This is a genomic window from Marinobacter sp. EN3 (assembly GCF_000475315.1).
GTDB lineage: Bacteria > Pseudomonadota > Gammaproteobacteria > Pseudomonadales > Oleiphilaceae > Marinobacter > Marinobacter nauticus.
In genome coordinates this window covers 39331-61411 of sequence record NZ_AXCC01000011.1, presented here as the reverse complement: position 1 = coordinate 61411, position 22081 = coordinate 39331, and the positions used below count along the sequence as shown (strand labels likewise).

Below are 22081 nucleotides of genomic sequence, written 5' to 3'. Positions count from 1 at the left end.
CCGGCCAACGTAGGTAATGTCCGCAAACCTTACACGCTTTTGCAGACAGCGTCGTATGACAAAAGCCATACTGGAAATTAAACTGAATAAAAAACAGACAGCGCACACCCCATGAAATCCGGCATTCCGTCACTGAATCTGCCCGTTCACCGGGATCAGACACCGCCAGCCACCGAGGAAACACCCCCGGAAGGTCTTCAGGCCGTACTCGATAATCTGGATGCCCTGGTGTACGTCTCCGATTTTACAACACACGATCTGCTGTACATGAACGCTTACGGCCGGCAGATCTGGGGTGACGTTGGCAACCGAAAATGCTGGCAGGTGCTTCAGAACGGTGACGGCCCATGCAGCTTCTGCACCAATCACCTGCTGATCAATGATCAGGGCGAGCCCAACAAACCCCATGTCTGGGAGTTCCAGAATCAACTGGACCAACGATGGTACCAGTGCCGTGACCAGGCGATCCGCTGGACCGATGGCCGCCTGGTAAGGTTGGAGATTGCCACTGATATTACCGAACGTAAACAGATGGAGCTGGAGCTGCGGGCAGCCCACGAAAAAGCCAGGGCAGCAGCGCTGGAGGATGAACTTACCGGGCTGCATAACCGACGCGCGTTCTTCGAGTTCGGAGAGCAACTGCTGAACCAGTCTGCCAGGCATCAGACACCACTGACTCTGGTCATGATGGATCTGGATCACTTCAAGATCATCAACGATACCTACGGTCACCAGGCGGGCGATGAAGTGTTGAAGCAGGTCAGCGGGCTACTGAAAGCCCGGATTCGGGATTGCGATATTGTGGCCAGAATGGGCGGAGAGGAATTCGCCATTCTGCTACCGGACACCGACATGACGATGGCACACGTGTTGGCGAGCCGCTTGCTGGCCTTGCTTTGTAATCTGGTGGTGTCGTACGAGAAAAGCAGAATCTCGCCGTCGGCAAGTATCGGAATCAGTAGCCTGGGAAACGGCGACCGCAGACTGGAAGATCTGATGTGTCGCGCAGACGAGGCCATGTACCAGTCCAAGGCCAAAGGAAGAAGCAGAGTGACACTGGCCACCTAAACCCAAGAAGGCCTCGCTAACGGCCCTCCTCGGTATACCGGATGAGATACTCTTCAATCAACTCTTCCAGCCTGCCCTGCTCCGTCAACTCCAGCAACCTGGCTGCAAAAGCCTCTCGCAAGGCTTTGCTATTGCAGCGGGAAAGTTTCGGAAACGCGAAGAACAGGCCTTCTCTACTCACAGGGGGCTCCAGCGCCACAAAGTCATTCGACATGCCATACCGGGCCAGCTTCGCCCGCCCCTGCAACAACTCGTACAGTACATAATCGATACGACCGATATCGGCCATCAGGTAGGACTGGTGAATGGAGCGGACGCCGAGGATATCCAGGTGATCGGCGGCAAAGCTGTCGAACCGCTCACCGAAACTGTTGTCGATCAGGGTGCTGCCTTGTTTCCCCTCCAGGTCCGGCCAGTGCCGATACTCAAACATCCTTCGCCGCGGCACCCAGACATTGGTATCGAGGTGCATCATGGGCGGCAGAATATAATCCAGGTAGCCCAATCTTTCTGCCGTGATAAAGGCCCCGGCCACCAGATCGATCTCCCCCAACTCTGCCAACCGCTGCACCCGCGCCCAGGACCCAATGTTGCGGACACTGACCTTGATACCCAGGGGCTCAGCCAATTCCCGCAGGAACTGAGGAACCGCGCCATCTAAAAGATCCGGCGACGCCACGCTCGGCCATAGGAGAGGCGGATACTCCGGATTACCACTCACTCTCAGCGTTGAGCACTCAGACAAAGGGGCAGCTCGCAGACCAAAGGATGCGCATAGCAAAAAGAGCAACGCATACCAGGACTTGTGCGCTTTCGAAGACACCCTGTTACAACGAATTTTCAGCACAGTGAAACCTTCCCGTGAGGAATAACCTCATGGCATTTAGTTAACATCCTCAACTATTTTAAGTATAGCAGGGCGACAGTCCCGGCAAACGATTTTCTTTTGATATTAATCAAGGATGGCGAGCTTATTTCGCAAATCGACGCGCAAGGTCGGAATCAGGGAGCCATCGCTCCCTGTTTTCTTACGAGCGGCGGGTTACCGCCATGGTCAACCTGGAAATGCAGGTCACCTTGCCTTGATCGTTTTCCAGGCGGATTTCCCATACTTGCGTTGCACTGCCGATGTGTATGGCCTTCGCCGTGCCATAGACCCATCCCCCGGTAACAGGCCGAATATGATTGGCATTAATATCCAGCCCCACAGCGACCGTATTTTTATCTTTCAGGCAACAGTTGGCAGCCATGCTGCCCAGCGTTTCCGCCAACACAACGGAGGAACCACCATGCAGGATCCCGAATGGCTGGACGGTGCGCTCATCCACCGGCATCCGGCCTTTCACATAATCGTCACCGATTTCGAGGTATTCAATGCCCATATGACTGACCGCGGTGTTTTTGCTGGCCTCTGTCATTTGCTCAAGATTAGGGGTAACCGTCCAGATCGACATCGTGCAACTCCTCAGATTGAACTTTCGTTTCTTATAGCTGTCAGGAATGAGTCTATACAGGTAGCATGCTTATAACCACGCCTTTATAGAGCATTTTTGCATTATCACCAATCACACCAAGAGAGGGACCTGGAATGAATAAACGTTTTGTTTCCGTTGCGGTGCTTGCGGCCGCGATCTCAACCCCGACCGTGGCCCAGATGAGCGTGGAAGACCAGATCGAAACCCGCCAGGCCGCCTACCAGTTTGCGTCCTGGAACATGGGCAAAATCAAGGCCCAGACCGTGGATGGCTCCGTAGCGTTTGACCAGAACCAGGTTGCCGCAGCCGCCAAAGCCATTGCAGCCGTGGCCAACTCCGGCATGAGCGTGCTTTACAGCCGTGACAGCGCCAATGACCGGGCCGAGAACACCCGCCTCAAGCCCAACTTCTTTGAGGAGCCGATGAAGGTTCAGGAAATTGCGGTCAGCTTCGTCCGTGAAGCCAACGCACTGCAGGAACTGGCTTCAGCCGGCGACCAGGCCGCGATTGCACGCCAGTTCGCCAAAGTCGGTGAAACCTGCAAGGCTTGCCACGACAACTTCCGCGCCAAGTAGGCCAAGGGGCTTACCAACCCAGATTCTGGGGCGGTGGCGGCGGTGGCGGAATCAGTCCGCCACTCGCCGCCCAGACCACAGCAACGGCAATCGCCAGTGCAATGATCATTGCCAGCCAGCCACCGCCGCTGGCGTCTTTCAGCTCTGAGCTCTTAACCTGCTTTCGGCCAGTCACCATCGGCTTTATCAGATTATCCTTACGCACGTGGGTGTAAAACAGCACCGCCAGGACATGAAGGGCAACCACGGCGTACAGCCCCCATTCCATGAGACGGTGCCAGCTGCTCAGGGTATCGCTCCAGCCCGACGACACCAGCCGATAGAGTGGGCCGTTAAAGGCAATTTCATCATTGGCAAATAAACCGGTAACCGCCTGAAAACCGAACAGTCCCAGTAACAACAGCACCGACCAGGCACCAAGGGGATTGTGGCCTGCGCCCTGCCACTGACCCCTAAGATAACGGATCATCGCCCCTGGCCCCGATATAAACTGACTAAAGCGCGCGTATGTGGAGCCCACCAGCCCCCAGACCACCCGGAACGCCAGCAAGCCTACAACCGCCAGTCCAAAACGCTCATGCCAGGCCATCCAGCCAGCGCCCAGTTTGACCGTCGCCACTGCGCCAACCACAGCAATTACCAGTAACCAGTGGAACAGCCGGGTGGGGAGATCCCACAATCGAATGGTCTTCATACCAGTCCCTTTGCCAAAACTTGTCAAACGATCACAGACAAAGGTAAGCACCCTAAGTTCCTTTTAGCAGGCGCGTATCGGTATAGAACATGGAAATCGATCAATAGGCTTTTTGTTCCTGGTACTTAAGCACCAGGTCTTCTCGAATCCCCTCGCGTTCAATCAATTTCAGGGCTGCCCTTATATCTTCTGCATACCGGCGGGCAGGAGACTGGTTCGAAACCGCAATCCAGGAGCGGTCACCCGGCACGAATAACGGTGAAATGTTCGCGTCTATCCCCTGGGCTCTCAGCGTATACAAACCAACCAGCTCGGGGGCCACCACGACATCAACCCGCCCTCTTTGAAGCATCATCATCAGGTTTTCGTAGTGGGCCGCAGACTCTTTATGCAGAGCCTGATCGTTGTCAAACCGGGTAAAGTAACGGGCGCCCTCCAGAATACCGATGACTTTTCCCGGCAGATCGCTGTATCGCTCAATACGGTTACTCTCGCTCACGTAGAAAAACAGACGCCGCTCCGGCGGAAAAGCCGGAGCCACGAAGGTCATGAATTCTTCCCGTTCTTCGGTACGCAGCGGCCCCAGCATGACATCCACCTCACCCCTGCGCATCAGCAGCAGGATGCGCCGGAATGGCGCCTCCCGGTACTGCACACGCCAGCCTAGCCGGTCGGCAATTTCCTCGAATAGCTCAAGATAAAGACCGGATTTTTGCGACGGCTCGAGAATACGGTAGGGCGGCGAGTGGTCAACGCCAACGGTCACCGTCAGTGGCTCTACTGTTTCAGTGCCCTGTTGTGAAAGAACACCAGGCGCCCAAAGCAGCATCAGAATGCCGGCAAGCACGCCTTTCAAGGCAATCCACCTCATATAAATCCGTCCTGGTCCATGACGTTACATGTGCGATAACTACCCTCGCAGTATAGCCGTTAATGAGCATCCAATATGCCAGTGCTAACGTACTGACGGTTGAAAACCGAGCGATCATCACAATTTGATGTAGTGAGACGAACGAAATACACCCGGACTCCCGACAGGAGGGTCGACTGGCATGAAGATTCTGATGGTACTAACCTCCCACGACCAGATGGGCGACACCGGCCACAAAACCGGTTTCTGGCTGGAAGAATTCACTGCGCCGTTCTACGTATTCAAAGACGCAGGCGCCGACATCACCCTCGCATCCCCTAAAGGCGGCCAGCCACCGGTTGACCCGAACAGCGAGGCTGAAGATGCACTGACCGAGTCCACCCGGCGGTTCAGTGAAGACACCCATGCCCGGGAAATGCTGGCCAGCACCAGAAAACTGGCCGACGTGGACATGAATCAGTACGACGCCATCTTCTACCCCGGTGGCCATGGCCCGCTGTGGGATCTGGCCGAGGACGACAAGTCGATAGCCCTGATCAAAACCGCTTACGAGCAAGACAAGGTGATCGGCGCCGTATGCCATGCTCCTGCCGTGTTCAAGAATGTGTTCATAAAACCGGACCAGAACATCGTGGGCGGCCGTGAAGTCACCGGTTTCAGCAATACCGAAGAAGACGCTGTGCAGCTCACCAATATTGTGCCCTTCCTGCTGGAAGACATGCTCAAGCAGAACAACGCCCGTTACAGCCGGGGCGATGACTGGGCACCGCACATTGTGGTGGACGGCAAGCTGATTACCGGCCAGAACCCGGCGTCTTCCGAAGGCGCTGCCAAGGCTGTGCTGCAGGCCCTTCAGCAAGGCTGATCAGGCAGAGACCGGACCATGAATCTGAGGTCAGATGAATTATCATCTGACCTCACTCCCACTCTTTGAAGGCTCCCCTGCCCAAACCGACCAACTGACCAGCCACCAAGGGCTTCGATTAAAGTTCAGTTACCGTCGCCAACAGCTTCTCATATCTGTGCTAACGCTTTGAGAACTCTCTCAAAAGCTGGCCATCGCTATGAGCAATCCCAAGCATACCCTCTTCTGGATGACACTGTTCCTGGGCGTTGTCGTCATCGTCGGCGCCCTGATCCACAAGCCCTTGATGTCGGCGTTCATGGCCAACTGGGTGTTTAATCTCCTGATTGTCGGGGTTCTCATCGTCGGCATTGCACTCACCTACCGGCAGGTATTTGTCCTGTTCCCCGAGCTAAAATGGATTGCCCAATTCCGCACTGGCCATGCCGGCCTTTCCGTGGTACGGGAACCCCGCCTGCTCAAACCACTGGCCAGACAGTTGGGCGAAGACGCCAAACGGGACCGCTTCACGCTTTCTACACTGTCCCTGCGCACCGTGCTGGACGGCATTCACACCCGAATGGACGAGCAAAGGGAAATTACCCGGTATTTCATTAGCCTGCTTGTATTCCTCGGCCTTCTGGGCACTTTCTGGGGCTTGCTCGGTACCATCAATTCCGTAGGCCAGGTAATCACCGGCCTGGACATGGGACAGGAGGATTTTGGTAAGGTCTTTGCGGAACTACAGCAAGGGCTCCTTGCGCCACTCGAGGGTATGGGAACCGCATTCAGTTCATCTTTGCTGGGGCTCGGGGGTTCACTGATTCTGGGATTCCTTGATATCCAGGCGGGGCATGCCCAGAACCGCTTCTACGACGGCCTGGAGGAATGGCTGACCGGGGTCACCAACCTGGTTGACCGTGTCGATGCCGAGAAAGACCTGTCATGATCGGATCCAGGCGCCGCAGCCGGAGCACCACCAACGTCTGGCCCGGGTATGTAGATGCACTGTCCGCCCTGTTGATGCTGGTGATTTTCATGTTGCTGGTGTACGTGGTCAGTCAGCTTTACCTGTCCCAAACATTATCTGACCGTGATAACCAGTTGGCGCGCCTTAGCGCCCAGCTTAACGAACTATCGGAGTTGCTGGGGCTGGAACAAAGTAAAACCGAGGCCCTGGAAAACCAGATAGTTCGTCTTCAGGATGATTACAGCACCAGCCTGAAACGGAATGATCAATTGATTGAACAGCTTGAATCCAACCGCGAACAATTGATGCGCCAAACAGCAAGCGTCGAAGCCCAGGCCGAGCAACTTGCCCGCATGGAAGAAGCCGTGGGGGAAAAGGACCAGATATCAGCCAGTCAGCAGGCAATGATCCTGCAGCTGTCCAACCAGATTGTTTCACTGCGGGAGCAGCTCCGTCAGATTGCCTCCGCCCTTGAGCTACAGCAGCAGATGACCGATGAAAAGGAACAGGAACTGGAACAAGTCAGCCGGCGGCTGAACACCCTGCTGGCGGAAAGGGTCAACCAATTGCAGCAGTATCAGTCTGAGTTTTTTGCTCGGCTGCGGGATATTCTCGCAGGTAATGAGAACGTCCGGATTGTCGGCGACCGCTTTCTGCTGCCCTCGGAACTCCTTTTTGCTTCGGCCTCAGCGGAGCTGGGCGAAGAAGGCCGGCAGGAGCTGGACAAACTTGCGGATTTGCTCCTGGATATCTCATCCAGGATTCCGGACGACGTGGACTGGATCCTGAGGATTGATGGCCACACCGACATGCTGCCCATCAATACCCAACGGTTCCCCTCCAACTGGGAGCTTTCAACCGCCCGTGCCGTGGCCGTGGTTCGCTATCTTGCCACCCAGGGAGTGCCGGAACGTCGCATGGCGGCTGCCGGATTTGGCGAGTTCTTCCCGGTAGCAGATGGCACCTCACCGAAAGCGTTGCAGAGAAACCGGCGCATTGAATTAAAGCTCACAGATCGCTGATAGGAGGGGTAGCAGCCGGCCTGCCACCCCTTAAGAGAATTACGGTCAAAAATGAATCACCGACCGGATGCTCTTGCCCTCGTGCATCAGGTCAAACGCCTTGTTGATGTCTTCCAGCTTCATTTCGTGGGTGATAAACACATCCAGCGGGATTTCACCTTTCTCGGCTTTTTCCACGTAGGATGGCAGCTCGGTACGGCCCTTCACGCCGCCAAAGGCGGAACCGCGCCATACCCTGCCTGTCACCAGCTGGAACGGGCGGGTACTGATTTCCTCGCCGGCACCGGCTACGCCGATAATGGTGCTTTCACCCCAGCCCTTATGGCAGGCTTCCAGCGCGGCGCGCATCAGCTTCACGTTGCCCACACACTCGAAGGTATAGTCGGCACCGCCGTCGGTCATGTCGATGATGACTTCCTGGAGCGGCTTGTCATAGTCGTTGGGGTTAACCACATCGGTAGCACCCAACTGTTTGGCAATGTCGAACTTGCCGGGGTTGATATCAATCGCAATGATGCGGCCGGCCTTGGCCATGGTCGCGCCGATGATCGCTGCCAGGCCGATGCCGCCCAGGCCAAAGATGGCTACCGTAGCACCCTCCTCAACCTTGGCCGTATTCAGTACCGCCCCAATGCCGGTGGTGACGCCGCAACCCAGAAGGCACACCTTGTCCAGGGGCGCCTCCTTGGGAATCTTGGCCAGGGAGATTTCCGGCAGCACGGTGTATTCAGAGAAGGTGGAACAGCCCATGTAGTGATACAGCGGCTGGCCCTTGTAGGAAAAGCGCGAGGTGCCATCGGGCATCACACCCTTGCCCTGGGTTTCGCGCACGGCGCCGCACAGGTTGGTCTTGCCGGAGGTGCAGAATTTGCACTTGCCGCATTCGGCGGTATACAGCGGGATCACGTGGTCACCCACTTCCAGGCCGGTCACTCCCGGGCCTACGGCTTCAACAATGCCGCCGCCCTCGTGGCCGAGAATGGTCGGGAACAGGCCTTCGGGATCGGCGCCGGACAGAGTGTAGGCATCGGTATGGCACACGCCGGTGGCTACGATTTTCACCAGCACTTCGCCTTCTTTGGGCGGAGCCACATCCACTTCCACAATTTCCAGCGGTTTGTTGGCTTCAAATGCCACAGCTGCGCGGGATTTGATCACGTTCAGTCTCCTGTTGTCCGGTTCGGTCGGCCAGCGCCGACATTGATACAGTTCACAACTCTAGCACGGCCCGGTCTTCAGGGCCTTACCGTCCGATGTCATCAATGGCGGCCAGCACCGCCCTGGCGCCATCGCGGATTTCGGCGATCACCGCCTCGGCATCCTCGGATTGCCGGCGACCTTCCACCGCCACATCCAGAACCTCGGCAATCTGCGTTTCCACGCCACCAGACAGTTCCAGAATGGTGTGAATCACATCGGCAATTTCATCGGTGGCTGTGCCTGTTCTGGCCGCCAGCTTGCGTACTTCGTCGGCCACCACGGCAAAGCCGCGGCCATGCTCTCCGGCGCGGGCGGCCTCAATGGCGGCATTCAAGGCCAGCAGGTTGGTCTGGTCCGCGACGCCGGCTATGGTATCGACCATTTTCTCAATGCTCTGCGAACGTTCGTTCAGATCGGAAATAAGGCTTCGGGCTTTGTCGACGCCCGCTTCAATGCGTTCGGCGGTGGTTTTCGACTGCCGCAGGGCTTCGTCGGCCTTACCGATGATATTGGCGGTCTGGGTGGCGGTGGATGACGCAACCGCTGCCGCATCCTGGGTCTGTAGTGCCTTTTCCACCCGCTCGGTGATGTCACTGGCAAACTTGATCACTTTGATGACACGTCCACGCTCATCCAGTATCGGGTTGTAGCTGGCTTCCAGCCACAGATCACTGCCATCTGAGCGCAGGCGGTGAAAACGACCACTGCGGAACTGGCCACCGGCAAGCCCCTTCCAGAAATCGGGATTGTCCCGGTAAAAACCGGGATCACAGAACATCCGGTGGTGCTTGCCCTCAACCTGGCTCAGACGGTAACCGGTCGCGGCAAGGAAATTGGCATTGGCGGTGATGATGGTACCGTCCGGCTCGAACTCGATGATCGCCATTGAGCGGTCGACGGACTCAAAGACCGCCTGCTGGTCCCGCAAGTGCTCCTGTTTCTCAGTGACATCCGAGGCAATTTTCATTACCCGCTGAACCCGGCCATCATCCCCGTGCACCGGAAAATAGGTTGCCTCCAGCCAGAGTTGACGGCCATCCTTTCGCCGGCGCAGGAAGGTATCCGTCTGCGCCTGGCCGGCCCGGAGCGAATCCCAGAACTTCCGGTACTCCGCCGAGTTTGCCACTTCACGATCACAGAACAGGCTGTGGTGTTTTCCCACCACCTCATCCCGGCGGTAGCCCACCACCTCAAGGAAACGGTCGTTTACATCGACGATCAACCCGTCCGTGGTAAATTCAATCGTCGCCACCGAGTGGCGGATAGCGCTGTACACAGCCTGGCATTGGCTGGCACGGGCCTGGCAATCGGCCATGTCTTGCTTTTTCTTTCGGGTCAGGAACATCGTCGTTTACTCTTGCACAGGTCAAAAAGCCACGGACATCCTGTTCTGTGGGTTAGAAGCTCGTTTTGGGCGGCACGTTCCGGAGAATCGTTCTCGCACCGACACGCATATGAATGCGTGCATTATTCAGGGAAACCAAATCCGCACGCAGACGTAAAAATCCGTACAGTCAGTCGTATTCAGAGGGGCATTTACGTTGCATACACTTTACTGGTTTACCCGCGACCTTCGTTTGCACGACAACCCGGCCTTGCTGGCCGCGGCCCGTTCAGACATGCTGTTGTGTGTCTTTGTCGTAGACCCGCGCTGGTTTACCGGTGACCGGTTTCAGTGCCGTGCACTGGGTGATCATCGTTGGCGCTTCCTGTGGCAAAGTCTGATGGCACTGGAACGGAGCCTGCGGCCCCTGGGGCAACGACTTCATATCGCCTGGGGCGAACCGGAAATCGTTCTGCCAGAGCTGGCCCGGGAGCACGGCGTGCAGCGTTTGATCCGCTCACGCCTACCCGGCACCGAAGAAGCCGCGCAGTGGCAGGCCCTCAAAACCCGCCTGCCGGAAGTGACGTTTCAGCAGTTCGAAACCCTGGGCATGTTTGCGGAAGGCCAGCTTCCCATGGAACTGGCAGAGCTGCCCGATACCTTCTCGCAATTCCGCAAGCAGGTGGAGAAAGCTGAGCAACCGGACCACACCCTCAGGATTCGAACCGTCAGCGCACTGCCACCACCCCCGGGATTCCCCGAAGATAACCGGGGCCGGTGCCCGCCGATACCGGAACCGATACATCGGTCACCATTCACCGGCGGTGAGGAAGCCGGCCTGGCACAGCTGCAAGCCTTCGTATTCGGACAACATCGCATTGCCAACTACAAGGAAACCCGCAATGCGCTGGACGACTGGGGCTCATCCTCCAAGTTCTCCCCGTGGCTGGCGAACGGCTGCCTGTCAGTGCGGGAGGTGGTTGCCGCCATCGAACAATACGAACGTCAGCAGACCCGTAACGATTCGACCTACTGGCTCTGGTTTGAGCTGCTCTGGCGCGAGTATTTCTACTGGTATGCCCTTAAACACGGGGGGCGGTTGTTTAGCCGCGATGGCGTTCAACGTAAACGCCGCCCGGTGACCTTCTATGGCCATCGATTCAAGGCCTGGTGCGAGGGCAATACCCAGTATCCGATAGTCAACGCGGCCATGAATCAGTTACGGGAAACCGGCTACATCAGTAATCGCGCACGCCAACTGGTGGCCAGCTGCCTGATCAATGAACTGGAACTGGACTGGCGTTACGGTGCTGCCTGGTTCGAACAGCAACTGGTGGATTACGACGTGGCCAGTAACTACGGAAACTGGCAGTATCTGGCCGGCGTCGGCGCCGATCCCCGCGGGCTTCGACAGTTCAATCTGGACAAGCAGGCGCAACAGTACGATCCTGAGGGAGCCTTCGTACATCGTTGGCAGGGAGAGGCTCAACAACCAGTGGGCCTGCATACCGTAGACGCAGCAGACTGGCCAATATGATGACAATACCTGTTAGCCAACCAGAAAGAGTACTGGCCCGGATTCTGGATACCAGCCAGCCAGACACCCTTCTGTATTGCGGCGACACCGCCAGCCGGGTCAGCGAGGTGTGGCACGGGCAACGGGAAGCCGTTCGCTTGCTGGCGCTGGACACCGCGGACCCGAACGCCCGACTGCCACTGGATTCCGTGCCTGACCTGGCCATCATCACAGACACCCTTGAACACCTCCCCTACGAAGAAGGGGCGCTTTTACTGGGCCAGTTACGCAACTATGGCACCCACCAGATTGCGGTACTGGTGCCCCAAACCACAGACTGGGGTTTTACCGACTTCATTGCCCTGGGCTTTCAGCGTCACGCCGATATCGAAAGCGAGAACCGCGCACTCACGCTCTATACCTACAATCTGGATACTTACAATCATAAACGGGCCTGGAACAATCCCGATAACTGGGCCAATCCGGAAATGTGGGGAAAAGCGTGGTGGTAGATACAAATTCGAAATCCTTGAAGCCCAGTACAATCCGAATCGGTACCCGTTACCGCGCGAGCCGGCTCGATGGGCCCTATGATGCGGTAGTGATCGGCTCCGGTATCGGCGGTCTGACCACTGCCGCCTGCCTGTCCAAAGCCGGCTACAAAGTACTGGTGTTGGAACAGCATTACACCGCCGGTGGCTACACCCACAGCTACGCCCGTAATGGCTACGAGTGGGATGTGGGCGTGCACTACATAGGCGACATGGGCGCGCGCCACACCCTCGGCCGCCGGCTGTTCGATTACATCACCGACGGCAAGCTCGAATGGGCTCCGATGGATGAGAACTACGACCGGTTCTTTCTGGGCGACAAAGTGGTCAACCTCAGGGCCGGCAAGGAAGGCCTGAGGCACTCGCTACTGGCGTCCTTCCCGGACGAAGAAGAGGCCATCGACCGTTACCTGGCTCTGCTCGGAAAAGTGGCCGATGGCATGCAATGGTATACCCTGTCCAAACTCTCGCCCGCGCTGGCTGCGCCACTGGTTTCCAGAGGGTTGAAAACGGTACTGCCGGACTGTTTCAACCGCACCACCTATGACGTATTGCGGGAACTCACCGCCAACGAAGAGCTGATTGGCGCCATTACCGGTCAGTGGGGCGATTGCGGGGTGACCCCGAAACAGTCGAGCTTCATGGTGCACGCGCTCATTGCCAAACATTACCTGTACGGTGGTTTCTACCCGGTGGGCGGTGCCTCGGAAATTGCCAAAACCATCATCCCGGTGATTCAGTCCGGCGGTGGTGACGTGCTCACCTACGCCGACGTGAGAGAGGTCCTGGTCGAAAAGGGCAAAGCCGTGGGTGTGCGCATGGCCGATGGCCATGATATCCGGTCACCGCTGGTGATCAGCAACGCCGGTGTGATCAATACTTTCGAACGGCTTTTACCCGAGTCTGTCGCAGACAGCATTGGCTATCCTGGCAGCCGGGAACACATCAAACCCTCAATGCCCCATATCGGCCTGTATATAGGCCTGAAAGGCACGCCCGACCAGCTCGGCTTGCCGCGCACCAACTTCTGGATTTATCCGAGCGCCGACCACGATGGCAACGTGGAGCAATTCCTGAAAGATCCCCGGAACACCTCTTTCCCGGTATTCTACATCTCGTTCCCGGCAGCCAAAGACCCGGACTACCAGAACCGCTGGCCCGGAACCTCCACCATCGAGATTGTGGCGCCCACCACCTGGGAAATGTTCGAGCCGTGGCAGGGCTCCACCTGGGGCAAACGGGGCGAGGATTATGAGGCTCTGAAGGCTCGGATCACCGAGCAGCTTCTGGAAGTCATGTACGAAAAACTGCCCCAGCTTCGAGGTAAAGTAGACTATGTGGAAACCTCCACACCACTGTCGACCGCCTGGTTCTGCCGCTATGAGCAGGGTGAGCTGTACGGGCTGGACCACACGCCAGAACGTTTCGAGCAACGCTGGCTGAGGCCGAAAACCGACATCCCCGGACTGTACCTGACCGGGCAGGATATTCTTACCTGTGGCGTGGTCGGGGCAATGATCGGCGGGCTGGTTACAACCCTGGCCGTTCGCGGCCTGAAAGGCGCGGGGTTGGCCAAGCGCATTTTCGTGGGTTAAGCGTGGCCAGAGCACTGTGTACCCGCTGCGGCCTGCACCCGAACACCTGCGTATGCGAGGTTTGCGAGCAGGTCGACAACCGCCATCGCGTCATCATTTTGCAGCACCCGTCAGAAGTCGGTCACAGCAAGGGTACTGTGCGAGTACTTCAGCAGTGTCTGACCCGGCTGGAGGTACTGGTCGGCGAGAGCCCTGAGTCGTTTTCCGGTCAAGGCTTGGAGCGCCTGTTAACCGGAACCCGCACCGGACTGCTGTTTCCATGTGCTGACAGTCAGCCCGTGGAGAGCAACGCGGCAGCCCAGATCGACCAGTGGCTGGTTCTGGACGGCACCTGGCGTAAAGCCGCTAAAATCCTGCACCTGAACCCGCAGTTCCGGCAGTTGCCCTGCTTTCATTTCTCTGATCCACCGGCTTCGCGTTACCGTATCCGAAAGGCCCCAAAGGCCGGGCAACTCTCAACCGCAGAAGCCGTCGCCTACCTTTTTACATTGACCGAGCCGGCCACAGATACCGAGCCATTACTCAGAGCTCAGGACGTACTGATTCGAAAACGGCTGGCCTTCGTTCCGGACCACCACAAAACCAAAAACCATGAAGCGCCCGATCCTGAACTCCCAGGAAGTCTCACGAATTATTGAAATGGCCTGGGAAGGTGACGAACCAGCACGATTTCGTTATGTTGAGGCAATCGCTGAGCAAAGTGGTGACAATGTATGGCATGGATCTCAGATAAAACGGCTGCAAACGAGTTGAAAGAGCAAAGTGCCAAGGTTCACAGAGGCGACCTTGAGGCCCTGCTTGAACGACAAAAAGCCGTTGAAGAGAAAGTCAAAAACAGCGGCAGGCTGAATCGTTTCTCTACCGATATCAAGCTGATGTTCTCGCTGATTCGCGATTACTGGTACGGCCACTACCGGGCCATACCCTGGAAGTCCATCGCTGCGGTAGCCGGAGCGTTGCTGTACGTGCTGAATCCGCTGGACCTGATTCCGGATCTGATCTTCGGCTTCGGCCTGGTTGATGATGCCGGTGTGGTTGCCTTGTGCCTTAAACTGGTCGAATCCGATCTGCACCGCTACGCTGCATGGAAGGAGCTTCACTCATCATAGGATGAGGGACCAACCGGGCATTGATTAATAATCAACCAGGGAGTATTCTCCCGCCCCCTTAATCGTCACCTGCACAGTTCTGGAGTTACTGTGGATTTCGCCACCCTTATCGGCCTCGTCGGCGCCATTCTTCTGATTTCTTCGGCCATTATCCTGGGCGCATCGCCAGGCATGTTCATCAATCCGCCATCCCTGCTGATTGTGATTGGCGGTACCTTGCTGGTAGTACTGGCCAAGTTCAGTCTTGCCCAGTTTTTTGATGCCTTCAAGGTGGCAGCCCGAGCGTTCAAATTCAAACTGCCCGAAACTCAGGCCAGCATCGAAGAACTGGTGGAGATTGCCAGCATCGCTCGAAAAGAGGGCGTTCTTGGTATCGAAGGGAGGGAGGTCAGTAGTCCATTCCTGGGCCAGGGTATTCAGATGCTGGTGGACGGACAGGACGGCAACACCATCAAGCAGCTCCTCAACAAGGAACGCCTGATGACACTGGAACACAACCGGTCGGGCGCAAAAGTGTTCACCGCCATGGCAGATGTGGCTCCGGCCATGGGTATGATTGGCACGCTGATTGGCCTGGTGCAGATGCTGTCCAATATGGAAGATCCCAAGTCCATCGGGCCGGCCATGGCCGTAGCCCTGCTGACCACGCTCTACGGCGCCATGATCGCCACCATGATCGCTACCCCCATTGCCGACAAGCTGTCCCTGCGCATGACGGAGGAGGCCCGCATGCAATCGCTCTATATTGACGCCCTCGTCGCCATCCAGGAAGGCACCAACCCGCGCATTATCGAGCAGATGCTGTCCAGCTATCTTTCGCCCAAAGAGCGGGCCAGAAACGGCGATGCGGAAACGGCAGGCGGTTAAACATGGATGATTTGCCAGAAGAGGAAAAGCCCGGGATTCCTGCGTGGGTTGTCACATTTGCCGACCTGATGTCGCTGCTGATGTGCTTTTTCGTATTGCTCCTGTCGTTTTCGGAAATCGACGCCCAGAAGTTCAAACAGATCGCCGGTGAACTCTCCAAGGCCTTCGGAGTGCAGCGGGAAGTGCCTGCGCTTGAGATCCCTCAGGGCACCAGCCCGATCTTCGACAAGTTTTCGCCGGCGCCGCCAGAGCCCACGGTGGTCAATGAAGTCAAACAGACCACCACCGACGTACAGCCCGAAATCCAGACTCTGAAAAGCCCCGAAGAGAAAGCCATTGAGGAATCCATCCAGGAACAGATGGACGCCAACATGGCCCGGATTCTTGAAGTGCTGGAACCGGCGATTCTGGATGGCCGGATCAACGTCTCGGAAGATCAGCGCCGCATCATCATTCGCATTGAGGAGAAGGGCTCGTTTGCCTCAGGTTCAGCCCAACTGACCTGGGAATTCGAAGGCCTGCTTCTGGATATGGCGGAGGTTCTGGCCGACATGCCCGGCGACCTCGCCATTGAAGGCCATACCGATAACGTGCCCATCCGCACCGAACGTTTCTACAGTAACTGGGACCTGTCCGCAGCCCGTGCCGCCGCGGTGGCTAATGTTCTGCTGGCTCGGGAGCAGGTGACTCCGGACCGCATCCGGGTGACCGGTCTGGCCGACACCGAACCACGGGTACCCAACACCTCGCCGGAAAACCGAGCCAAGAACCGGCGGGTTGAAATCGTTATCGATCTGTCAGAGCCCATGGAAGAGCAGGAACTGCGCCTTCGCGAGCTGATTCGTTCCGAAAGCGAGTCGCAAGAAGCCATTATTGGCATTGAGCCCGGTCGGGATACGCCCAGCGAGATTACCTGGTAGTAAAACCTTGCCTCGCGCCCTATCCAGATTGGTGCACAAGCCCTTGATGCGCACGCCTCTGGTGCACTTTGACGCAGATAAATACCTCCCTCGGCGCCCTCAGGTTCTCCAACCCCCCTGCAGTACTTGATATGCATTGTTTTGGAACAGCACTTGCTTAAGTCGCACCCCAACAATGCACAACGGCTCATCAGAAGCCGCGTAATCAAAACACTCAGGAGAAAAACCCGTGGATATCACGAGTGCCGTACACACCCTGACCGAGAGCGCCAACACGCTCTTCATTCTGATTGGCGCCATTATGGTGCTGGCCATGCACGCCGGCTTTGCGTTCCTGGAAGTGGGCACTGTTCGCCATAAAAATCAGGTCAATGCCCTGGTTAAAATCATGACCGACTTCGGCATATCCGCAGTCGCCTATTTTTTCATCGGCTACTACATCGCCTATGGCGGGCACTTTCTCAATGGCGCCGCCGAACTCACCTCCGCCAACGGCTATGAACTGGTCAAATTTTTCTTCCTGATGACCTTCGCCGCGGCCATTCCGGCGATCGTTTCCGGCGGTATCGCAGAGCGTGCCCGCTTCTACCCCATGCTGATTGCCTCGGGCCTGATCGTGGCCTTCGTCTATCCTTTCTTTGAGGGCCTGATCTGGAACGGGAACTTTGGTTTCCAGGCCTGGCTGGAGAACCAGTTTGGTGCGTCCTTCCATGATTTCGCCGGCTCCGTTGTGGTGCATGCTGTCGGTGGCTGGATTGCTCTCGCTGCGGTGCTGCTGCTCGGCGCCCGCACCGGTCGCTATCGCAACGGTCGGGTCGTGGCCTTTGCCCCTTCCAACATTCCGTTTCTCGCCCTCGGCGCCTGGATTCTGACCGTGGGCTGGTTCGGCTTTAACGTCATGTCGGCCCAGACTCTGGACGGCATCAGTGGCCTGGTCGCGGTCAACAGCCTGATGGCCATGGTGGGGGGTATTCTGGCTTCCATGCTGCTCGGCCGCAAAGACCCTGGCTTCATTCACAACGGTCCGCTGGCCGGACTGGTGGCGGTGTGCGCCGGCTCAGACCTGATGCACCCCGTTGGCGCCCTGATTACCGGGGGCGTGGCCGGCGCCATCTTTGTCTACCTGTTCGAGTGGGCACAGGCGAAAATCGAGCGGCTGGATGATGTTCTGGGTGTTTGGCCCTTGCATGGCGTATGCGGTGTCTGGGGCGCCATTGCCTGCGGTATCTTCGGCCAGGAAGCGCTCGGGGGCCTGGGTGGCGTCAGCCTGATGTCGCAGATTATTGGCTCGGTGGCCGGTGTGATCGTGGCCTTTGCCGGCGGGCTCATCGTTTACGGTGCCATCAAAACCATTAGCGGCCTGAGACTGACAGAGGAAGAAGAGTTCAACGGTGCCGACCTCAGCATTCACCGTATCGGTGCCAATGCCGTTGAGTGAGTTTCCGGGCCTTATTGTGCCTGGTAACCGGTAAGCTCCATGTAACCCACGCCGGAATGGCTTCCGGTGACGGAAACCGGGCTCTCCCAATACGGATAGAGCCCGGAATTCCGGTAATCCCCTGCCGGCGCGGAGACCTCAAGGTTCACGTCGAAAGCCGGAAGGGTTATCTGCCAACGGCGCGGATAACCGGCTGGCTGGCCCACAGAGGTCAGCCCGATCTGTTCCGGCCCCAGCGCCACCGGCTCGCCCGTGGCTGGAATCCAGGTACCCGAGCGGAATGCCTGTTGTGTTTCCCGCAACTGGAACAGCATCAGCTTGTCCCCCGAATCCAGATGCAGGGCAAACCAGTCCCAGCCCTGCTGTCCGGCTTTGAGAAACTGGCTGCTCCACTCCCGGTCGAACCACCCAGTGCCCGCCACCCTCAACGTGTCACCCTCAAGGGTAACCGTTCCCTCAATTTTCAGATCTACCAGGCTGAAGTACATGGAGCCTTCGCCACTGGCGGATTTGGCGCTGAAACCGTCGTCACCATGAGCCACAGGATCACCTTGCGGCTGCAACAACAGATCGTAGGACCAGTGTTCTGTAGCGACCGACAGCCGCCAGCCAACGTGTCCGCTCGCTGGCCTCAGGCGCCAGTGATCCAGCCAGACTGAAAAGGGTTGGGCGGTGGCCCCGGCATGCCCGACGTCACCCCTGGCCAGCTTTTCGGCAAAGCGGTGCTGACCGCTGTAGCTCACCGCTGCGTGAGCCATCCAGGCAGCCTCCAGAGGCCAAAGTGCCGGCTTCGGCGGTTCGGATTCAACGGACCTCGGGGTCAAGGCCTGCCGGAACTGCGTCCATTGCAGACCCAGCGGCCTGCCGTTTTCGGTTTCCAGATTCGCGGTGAGATACCACCATTCAATGCGGTGCTGGGGATGAGGGCCGAAATCGGCGGGGAAGGACAGCCGGTCTCCGGGCCCGGGCTGCAGGAACTGAATCTCATGCTCAGATTCCGCCACACCGGCAAGGCCTGCGAATCCGCTCGGCTCTTCTGCCCGATCACAGGCGGTGAGTAGCAGCGCCAGAAGTACGATAACGAAACGATTCATCGTTCCCCTCCCTGCAGCCCGTGGGCGGACTCCGGCGCCGAGGCCGGGCGACGCAGTTGCAGGCGCATCAGCAAGGCAATGCTGAGGCCGATGATCAGAGCCAACACGGCCAGCTCGATCCAGAACCCCGGGTACACCGCCATCGGCAGTGACCAGCCGAAAGCCAGCGGGTTGATGCGCTGGACCAGAATCCAGGTGAGCCACACGCCAAGCGGCAGTGCACAAACCAATACCGCAAAAATCAGCGCCAGGGAAACCCGGGTGAGCTGGGCCGCGGCCTGGCGTTGGGGCATACCCCAGACGATCAGCAGGCGAAAATACCAGGCGCGGGTAGAGAGAAAGACCCACACCATCAGCAACAACGCGGCGGCGGCCAGAATCAGCGTGAGGGTAGTCATGGCCCGGGTCAGCAGGAAGGTCTGGTCAAAAATATCAGTGGCCAGGGTCCGGATGGCCTGGTTATCCCTCACGGTCAGCTGAGGGGTATGCCAAAGCCGGGCCAGTTGCGCCTCAACCACTTTGATCTCTTCGATGCCCGCGCTTATCGACAGGCTTCGAAAGCGGGCTTCAAAGTCCTCAGGCAAGAGACTCGCCAGCACCAGCACCTCACCGGAGGGCCGTCCGTAATCCGGATAAACGGCCAGCACCGGAGCCTGAAACCGACGGGCGCCAAGCCTGACAATGAGACGGGCGCCTACTGCAAGCTTTTGCCTTCTGGCCAACTGCTCATTGACCATTAGCCCCTCGCCCCGCGTCAACGCCTGCCAGGGCGTTTCTGTTTGCGCCAGCAGGCGCCAGTTTTGCACCAGGTGACTGACCGGCCCGAGCGCAAACACATCGACAGGCACCGGCTCCCTGCCTGATGCTGCCTGCACGCTGGCCCGCCCACGAATCACCTGATGCCACAATTCCGGGCTCACCAGCTCCGGCTGCGCCGCCAGCCAGCTTACGGCAGCGGTGATATCCGCCCCTGGCGGTACTTCAATGTAGTAATCCGCTTCCAGCCGTTGCCCCAGCCACTGATCAAAGGTGTCCTCGAACGTAGTTACCAGGGCATGAACCGCCAGCACCAGTGCCAAGGCAAACTGCAGGGCCACCAGCGGTAGCGCCAGCCGACGCACCAGGACTGCGACTTCCTGTAGGCGCCAGCGAATCAGCGGATCCCCGGTGTTACGGGCCAGCCAGCGGACAACCCCGGCAATCGCCAGCGGGGCCAGCCAACCAGCAGCGAGAAAAACCAGCGCCACCGCCAGGAACAGCCAGATCAGAGTTGGTGCCCACAGAGATACTGCCAGCCCCAGGGCCAGTAGCACCACAAAAAACGCCGGTTGCACCCGAGTCAGGAGCGGCCCCGACGAGTCCCGAACGCCCGCCAGGCAAGCGGCCACGACCACCGCCACCATGGTCAGGCTTGGCAGCTTCCAGCCCTCCCCTCCACCGGCATAGAGCGGACGGTCGAACAGGCCTTCCAGGGCCTGCCCAAAGCCATCTGCCAGAACCAGTGACAGCGCCCGCCCCAACCAAACCCCGGGCAGTATGCACACCAACGCCAGCAGCAGGTTTTCCCCCAGCAACAGGCGGCTGAGTTGGCTCCTGTTCACGCCGTAGCGATACAGCAAAGCCAGGCTTTCCCGACGTTGAGCCAGGCCGAGCAGGAACACACTGCGCAACAACAACGAGCTAATCAGCAGGACCAGCACTCCGAGCGCATCCAGGTTGAGCAGAAAACTGTCACCCAGCTCTGCCGTGTCAGGCGCAACGGCGAATGCCTGATAGCGGTAGCCCGGTGGTGGCGACTGACCGTCGGCTTGCGACACCAGCAGAACCAGGGCCGATGCCTCGGCTGAGGCCTGAACAGCGGCTTCGCTGATATCGACGAAAGGCTTGCCATCGAGTTCGCCCTGCCAGGGTGTTGGCGTGTGTCCCGGCTCGGCAAAGCAATGGGCCGCCAGCGGATCAATGCCCACCAGCCGACCGCGCCCAGGTACCGGCACTTCCAGCCAGGGCATCACGCACAGGCCCTGGCGTCGAAGGGCGACAAAGTCCTGAACCGAGACCGGCTGGCCGTCCTCACGCACCACTTGCTGACGCTCGGCGACGGCACGCTCGCTCTGCTCAAGGCTGGCTCGGGCCTGGCTGGTGAGGTGGTGTATCCCGGTCCAGAGCATGGTGGCAAGCAGGATCATGGCAGCCAGCGCGGCCAGCTGCAGGGGGTGACGACGATAATGACTGAACAATGCGATGCGGGGAGACATTGGTCTTCAGGGCCCGCCCTTGTGCCCGAGGTCCAGTTGATGCAGGCAACGGGTTGCCAGGTCCGCATCGTGGGTAGCCAGCACCAGCCCACAGCCATGGCGGGCCTGGAGTTCGAACAACTCATCGGCGACAGTCTCAGCCGTCCTCCGGTCCAGGCTACCGGTCGGCTCATCCGCCAGAATCAGTGCCGGCCGGGTAACAAATACCATGGCCAGCGCAGCCCGCTGGCGTTGGCCACCGGAAACCTGATCCGGATAACGCTGGCCCAGCTCACCAATGCCCAACCTCTGGAGCCAGTCGCCAGCGCTGGTGTCGTCCCGGCCAGCCAGGCGCGCTCGCAACCGGATATTATCCAGCAGGGACAGGGTCGGCATCAGGTTGGCATCCTGAAAGACCACGCCGAGTCGGCTCTGCCTCAATTCGCACCAGGTTCGCTCCAGGGCCTTGCCCGTTGGCGCGCCATCCCCGGCCAAAGGCTGTCCCAACATCGCCAGCCGACCGGAACCGGGAGACTCCAGACCACAAAGAACATTCAGCAGCGTGCTTTTCCCGGAACCGGACGGGCCGGTGAGCGCCAGCGACTCGCCTCGCCCCAGATGCACACTCAGTTCCCGCAACACGGTCACATGCTGGTCGCCGCTCTCGAACTGTTTACTCAGACCGGTGACACTGATCAGGTTATCGGCCATGTT

21 protein-coding genes and 2 pseudogenes are annotated in these 22081 nt (G+C 58.3%); 13 read left to right on the top strand and 10 right to left on the bottom strand.

Annotated elements, in window-relative coordinates:
* Positions 1-111: 111 nt before the first annotated feature.
* The gene (locus tag Q675_RS23685) at positions 112-1068 is read left to right on the top strand and encodes a GGDEF domain-containing protein (RefSeq protein ID WP_022993358.1); all 957 of its coding nucleotides are present in this window, start codon (positions 112-114) and stop codon (positions 1066-1068) included.
* A gap of 16 nt (positions 1069-1084) precedes the next feature.
* Here Q675_RS23685 and Q675_RS23680 read toward each other — a convergent pair whose 3' ends face one another.
* Together Q675_RS23680 and Q675_RS23675 are read right to left on the bottom strand one after the other, a co-directional pair.
* Positions 1085-1813 carry a substrate-binding periplasmic protein gene (locus Q675_RS23680; RefSeq protein WP_223268748.1) on the bottom strand — a complete coding sequence of 243 codons (729 nt, stop codon included), beginning with the start codon at positions 1811-1813 and terminating at the stop codon, positions 1085-1087.
* Between the two features lie 283 nt (positions 1814-2096).
* Positions 2097-2522, bottom strand: coding sequence for a hotdog fold thioesterase (locus tag Q675_RS23675; RefSeq protein WP_014420257.1), 426 nt, complete (start codon positions 2520-2522; stop codon positions 2097-2099).
* A gap of 134 nt (positions 2523-2656) precedes the next feature.
* Between Q675_RS23675 and Q675_RS23670 the strand changes: the two genes are divergently transcribed.
* The gene (locus Q675_RS23670; RefSeq protein ID WP_022993360.1) at positions 2657-3118 is read left to right on the top strand and encodes a c-type cytochrome; all 462 of its coding nucleotides are present in this window, start codon (positions 2657-2659) and stop codon (positions 3116-3118) included.
* Positions 3119-3128: 10 nt separating this feature from the next.
* On the opposite strand, the gene Q675_RS23665 is transcribed toward Q675_RS23670, so the two are convergent.
* Together Q675_RS23665 and Q675_RS23660 are read right to left on the bottom strand one after the other, a co-directional pair.
* Positions 3129-3812, bottom strand: coding sequence for a cytochrome b/b6 domain-containing protein (locus Q675_RS23665; RefSeq protein ID WP_022993361.1), 684 nt, complete (start codon positions 3810-3812; stop codon positions 3129-3131).
* 100 nt (positions 3813-3912) lie between these two features.
* The gene (locus Q675_RS23660) at positions 3913-4683 is read right to left on the bottom strand and encodes a substrate-binding periplasmic protein (RefSeq protein ID WP_022993362.1); all 771 of its coding nucleotides are present in this window, start codon (positions 4681-4683) and stop codon (positions 3913-3915) included.
* A 181-nt stretch (positions 4684-4864) separates the two neighbouring features.
* Here Q675_RS23660 and Q675_RS23655 point away from each other — a divergent pair, with 181 nt between their 5' ends.
* From Q675_RS23655 to Q675_RS23645, 3 genes are all read left to right on the top strand, one after another.
* Positions 4865-5548: a type 1 glutamine amidotransferase domain-containing protein gene (locus Q675_RS23655; RefSeq protein ID WP_011783877.1), complete on the top strand. Its 684-nt coding sequence runs from the start codon at positions 4865-4867 to the stop codon at positions 5546-5548.
* Positions 5549-5747: 199 nt separating this feature from the next.
* On the top strand, positions 5748-6476 hold the full coding sequence (locus Q675_RS23650) for a MotA/TolQ/ExbB proton channel family protein (RefSeq protein WP_023010711.1): 729 nt from the start codon (positions 5748-5750) through the stop codon (positions 6474-6476).
* Positions 6473-7519: a peptidoglycan -binding protein gene (locus Q675_RS23645; protein WP_023010710.1), complete on the top strand. Its 1047-nt coding sequence runs from the start codon at positions 6473-6475 to the stop codon at positions 7517-7519. The genes Q675_RS23650 and Q675_RS23645 overlap by 4 nt, the downstream gene beginning before the upstream one ends.
* 45 nt (positions 7520-7564) lie before the next feature.
* Here the strand turns inward: Q675_RS23645 and Q675_RS23640 are convergent, their stop codons facing one another.
* The 3 genes and pseudogenes from Q675_RS23640 to Q675_RS38585 form a co-directional block, all read right to left on the bottom strand.
* Positions 7565-8677 (bottom strand): S-(hydroxymethyl)glutathione dehydrogenase/class III alcohol dehydrogenase, encoded by a 1113-nt coding sequence (locus Q675_RS23640; protein ID WP_023010709.1) that lies wholly within the window; start codon positions 8675-8677, stop codon positions 7565-7567.
* Between the two features lie 85 nt (positions 8678-8762).
* Positions 8763-9143 (bottom strand): annotated as a pseudogene (locus Q675_RS38590) (methyl-accepting chemotaxis protein); the annotation flags it as partial.
* 159 nt (positions 9144-9302) lie between these two features.
* Positions 9303-10034, bottom strand: a pseudogene (locus Q675_RS38585) (PAS domain-containing protein); the annotation flags it as partial.
* A gap of 226 nt (positions 10035-10260) precedes the next feature.
* Here Q675_RS38585 and Q675_RS23630 point away from each other — a divergent pair.
* From Q675_RS23630 to Q675_RS23595, 8 genes are all read left to right on the top strand, one after another.
* Positions 10261-11580, top strand: a complete 1320-nt coding sequence (locus Q675_RS23630; protein ID WP_023010707.1) for a DASH family cryptochrome — start codon at positions 10261-10263, stop codon at positions 11578-11580.
* Positions 11577-12071, top strand: coding sequence for a DUF6231 family protein (locus Q675_RS23625; RefSeq protein WP_227499502.1), 495 nt, complete (start codon positions 11577-11579; stop codon positions 12069-12071). Before Q675_RS23630 ends, Q675_RS23625 begins: the two co-directional genes overlap by 4 nt.
* Positions 12062-13705 (top strand): phytoene desaturase family protein, encoded by a 1644-nt coding sequence (locus tag Q675_RS23620; RefSeq protein WP_023010705.1) that lies wholly within the window; start codon positions 12062-12064, stop codon positions 13703-13705. Before Q675_RS23625 ends, Q675_RS23620 begins: the two co-directional genes overlap by 10 nt.
* Positions 13706-13707: 2 nt before the next feature.
* Positions 13708-14343 carry a tRNA-uridine aminocarboxypropyltransferase gene (locus Q675_RS23615; RefSeq protein ID WP_023010704.1) on the top strand — a complete coding sequence of 212 codons (636 nt, stop codon included), beginning with the start codon at positions 13708-13710 and terminating at the stop codon, positions 14341-14343.
* A gap of 75 nt (positions 14344-14418) precedes the next feature.
* Positions 14419-14814, top strand: coding sequence for a YkvA family protein (locus Q675_RS23610; RefSeq protein WP_023010703.1), 396 nt, complete (start codon positions 14419-14421; stop codon positions 14812-14814).
* 90 nt (positions 14815-14904) lie between these two features.
* A complete protein-coding gene (gene pomA, locus Q675_RS23605) occupies positions 14905-15681 on the top strand; it encodes a flagellar motor protein PomA (protein ID WP_014420230.1) in 777 nt (258 codons plus the stop codon).
* A 2-nt stretch (positions 15682-15683) separates the two neighbouring features.
* The gene (locus tag Q675_RS23600) at positions 15684-16601 is read left to right on the top strand and encodes a flagellar motor protein MotB (RefSeq protein ID WP_023007771.1); all 918 of its coding nucleotides are present in this window, start codon (positions 15684-15686) and stop codon (positions 16599-16601) included.
* A 229-nt stretch (positions 16602-16830) separates the two neighbouring features.
* Complete coding sequence (locus tag Q675_RS23595) at positions 16831-18039, top strand: ammonium transporter (RefSeq protein WP_023010702.1); 1209 nt, start codon at positions 16831-16833, stop codon at positions 18037-18039.
* Positions 18040-18050: 11 nt separating this feature from the next.
* Here Q675_RS23595 and Q675_RS23590 read toward each other — a convergent pair whose 3' ends face one another.
* The 3 genes from Q675_RS23590 to Q675_RS23580 are packed head-to-tail and all read right to left on the bottom strand — an operon-like array spanning position 18051 to position 22078.
* Positions 18051-19133, bottom strand: a complete 1083-nt coding sequence (locus Q675_RS23590; protein WP_023010701.1) for a lipocalin-like domain-containing protein — start codon at positions 19131-19133, stop codon at positions 18051-18053.
* On the bottom strand, positions 19130-21388 hold the full coding sequence (locus Q675_RS23585) for an ABC transporter permease (RefSeq protein ID WP_023010700.1): 2259 nt from the start codon (positions 21386-21388) through the stop codon (positions 19130-19132). Before Q675_RS23585 ends, Q675_RS23590 begins: the two co-directional genes overlap by 4 nt.
* A 6-nt stretch (positions 21389-21394) precedes the next feature.
* Entirely contained in the window at positions 21395-22078 is a 684-nt protein-coding gene (locus Q675_RS23580; RefSeq protein WP_023010699.1) for an ABC transporter ATP-binding protein, read from the bottom strand.
* Between the last annotated feature and the right edge of the window lie 3 nt (positions 22079-22081).

Bases quoted from the DNA above. Each gene is read 5' to 3' on its own strand.
- Q675_RS23665 (WP_022993361.1), bottom strand. From the start codon at position 3,812: ATGAAGACCATTCGATTGTGGGATCTCCCCACCCGGCTGTTCCACTGG.
- Q675_RS23610 (WP_023010703.1), top strand. From the start codon at position 14,419: ATGGCATGGATCTCAGATAAAACGGCTGCAAACGAGTTGAAAGAGCAA.
- Q675_RS23585 (WP_023010700.1), bottom strand. From the start codon at position 21,388: ATGTCTCCCCGCATCGCATTGTTCAGTCATTATCGTCGTCACCCCCTG.
- Q675_RS23600 (WP_023007771.1), top strand. From the start codon at position 15,684: ATGGATGATTTGCCAGAAGAGGAAAAGCCCGGGATTCCTGCGTGGGTT.
- Q675_RS23675 (WP_014420257.1), bottom strand. From the start codon at position 2,522: ATGTCGATCTGGACGGTTACCCCTAATCTTGAGCAAATGACAGAGGCC.
- Q675_RS23580 (WP_023010699.1), bottom strand. From the start codon at position 22,078: ATGGCCGATAACCTGATCAGTGTCACCGGTCTGAGTAAACAGTTCGAG.
- Q675_RS23670 (WP_022993360.1), top strand. From the start codon at position 2,657: ATGAATAAACGTTTTGTTTCCGTTGCGGTGCTTGCGGCCGCGATCTCA.
- Q675_RS23645 (WP_023010710.1), top strand. From the start codon at position 6,473: ATGATCGGATCCAGGCGCCGCAGCCGGAGCACCACCAACGTCTGGCCC.
- Q675_RS23660 (WP_022993362.1), bottom strand. From the start codon at position 4,683: ATGAGGTGGATTGCCTTGAAAGGCGTGCTTGCCGGCATTCTGATGCTG.
- Q675_RS23650 (WP_023010711.1), top strand. From the start codon at position 5,748: ATGAGCAATCCCAAGCATACCCTCTTCTGGATGACACTGTTCCTGGGC.
- Q675_RS23685 (WP_022993358.1), top strand. From the start codon at position 112: ATGAAATCCGGCATTCCGTCACTGAATCTGCCCGTTCACCGGGATCAG.
- Q675_RS23590 (WP_023010701.1), bottom strand. From the start codon at position 19,133: ATGAATCGTTTCGTTATCGTACTTCTGGCGCTGCTACTCACCGCCTGT.
- Q675_RS23655 (WP_011783877.1), top strand. From the start codon at position 4,865: ATGAAGATTCTGATGGTACTAACCTCCCACGACCAGATGGGCGACACC.
- Q675_RS23625 (WP_227499502.1), top strand. From the start codon at position 11,577: ATGATGACAATACCTGTTAGCCAACCAGAAAGAGTACTGGCCCGGATT.